Origin of the sequence: Streptomyces sp. NRRL F-5650, from assembly GCF_000721365.1 — a bacterium.
Taxonomy (GTDB): domain Bacteria; phylum Actinomycetota; class Actinomycetes; order Streptomycetales; family Streptomycetaceae; genus Streptomyces; species Streptomyces ardesiacus.
On the sequence record NZ_JOGV01000186.1, the window covers coordinates 1 to 280 of the forward strand.

Annotated in this window: 1 protein-coding gene; it reads left to right on the plus strand. The window is 71.8% G+C overall.

Going from position 1 to position 280, the window contains the following annotated elements:
* Positions 1-4 precede the first annotated feature (4 nt).
* Positions 5-280: SpnB-like Rossmann fold domain-containing protein (locus tag IG88_RS40000; RefSeq protein WP_420712123.1), on the plus strand; the 276-nt coding region annotated here is incomplete at its 3' end.

A 280-nucleotide genomic window follows, 5' to 3' on the forward strand; every position in this document is an offset into this window, starting at 1 on the left:
GACCGTGCTCCTGACCTGCCCACGGACAGCGGGTGGGGACACCCCTGCCGCCGTTCGTGCGCTGCTGGCCCCCGTACTCGCCCAGGTGCAGGAGTGGCTGGCTCTTCCGGAGCTGGAGGAGGCCAGGCTCGTCGTGGTGACCCACGGTGGGTCGGCCGTCGCCCTCGGTGAGCGGCCCGATACCGGACAGGCCGCGGTGCAGGGTCTGATCCGTACGGCGTCCTCCGAACATCCGGGCCGTTTCCTGCTGGTCGACCTGGACGACGCGCCGTCGTCCGTC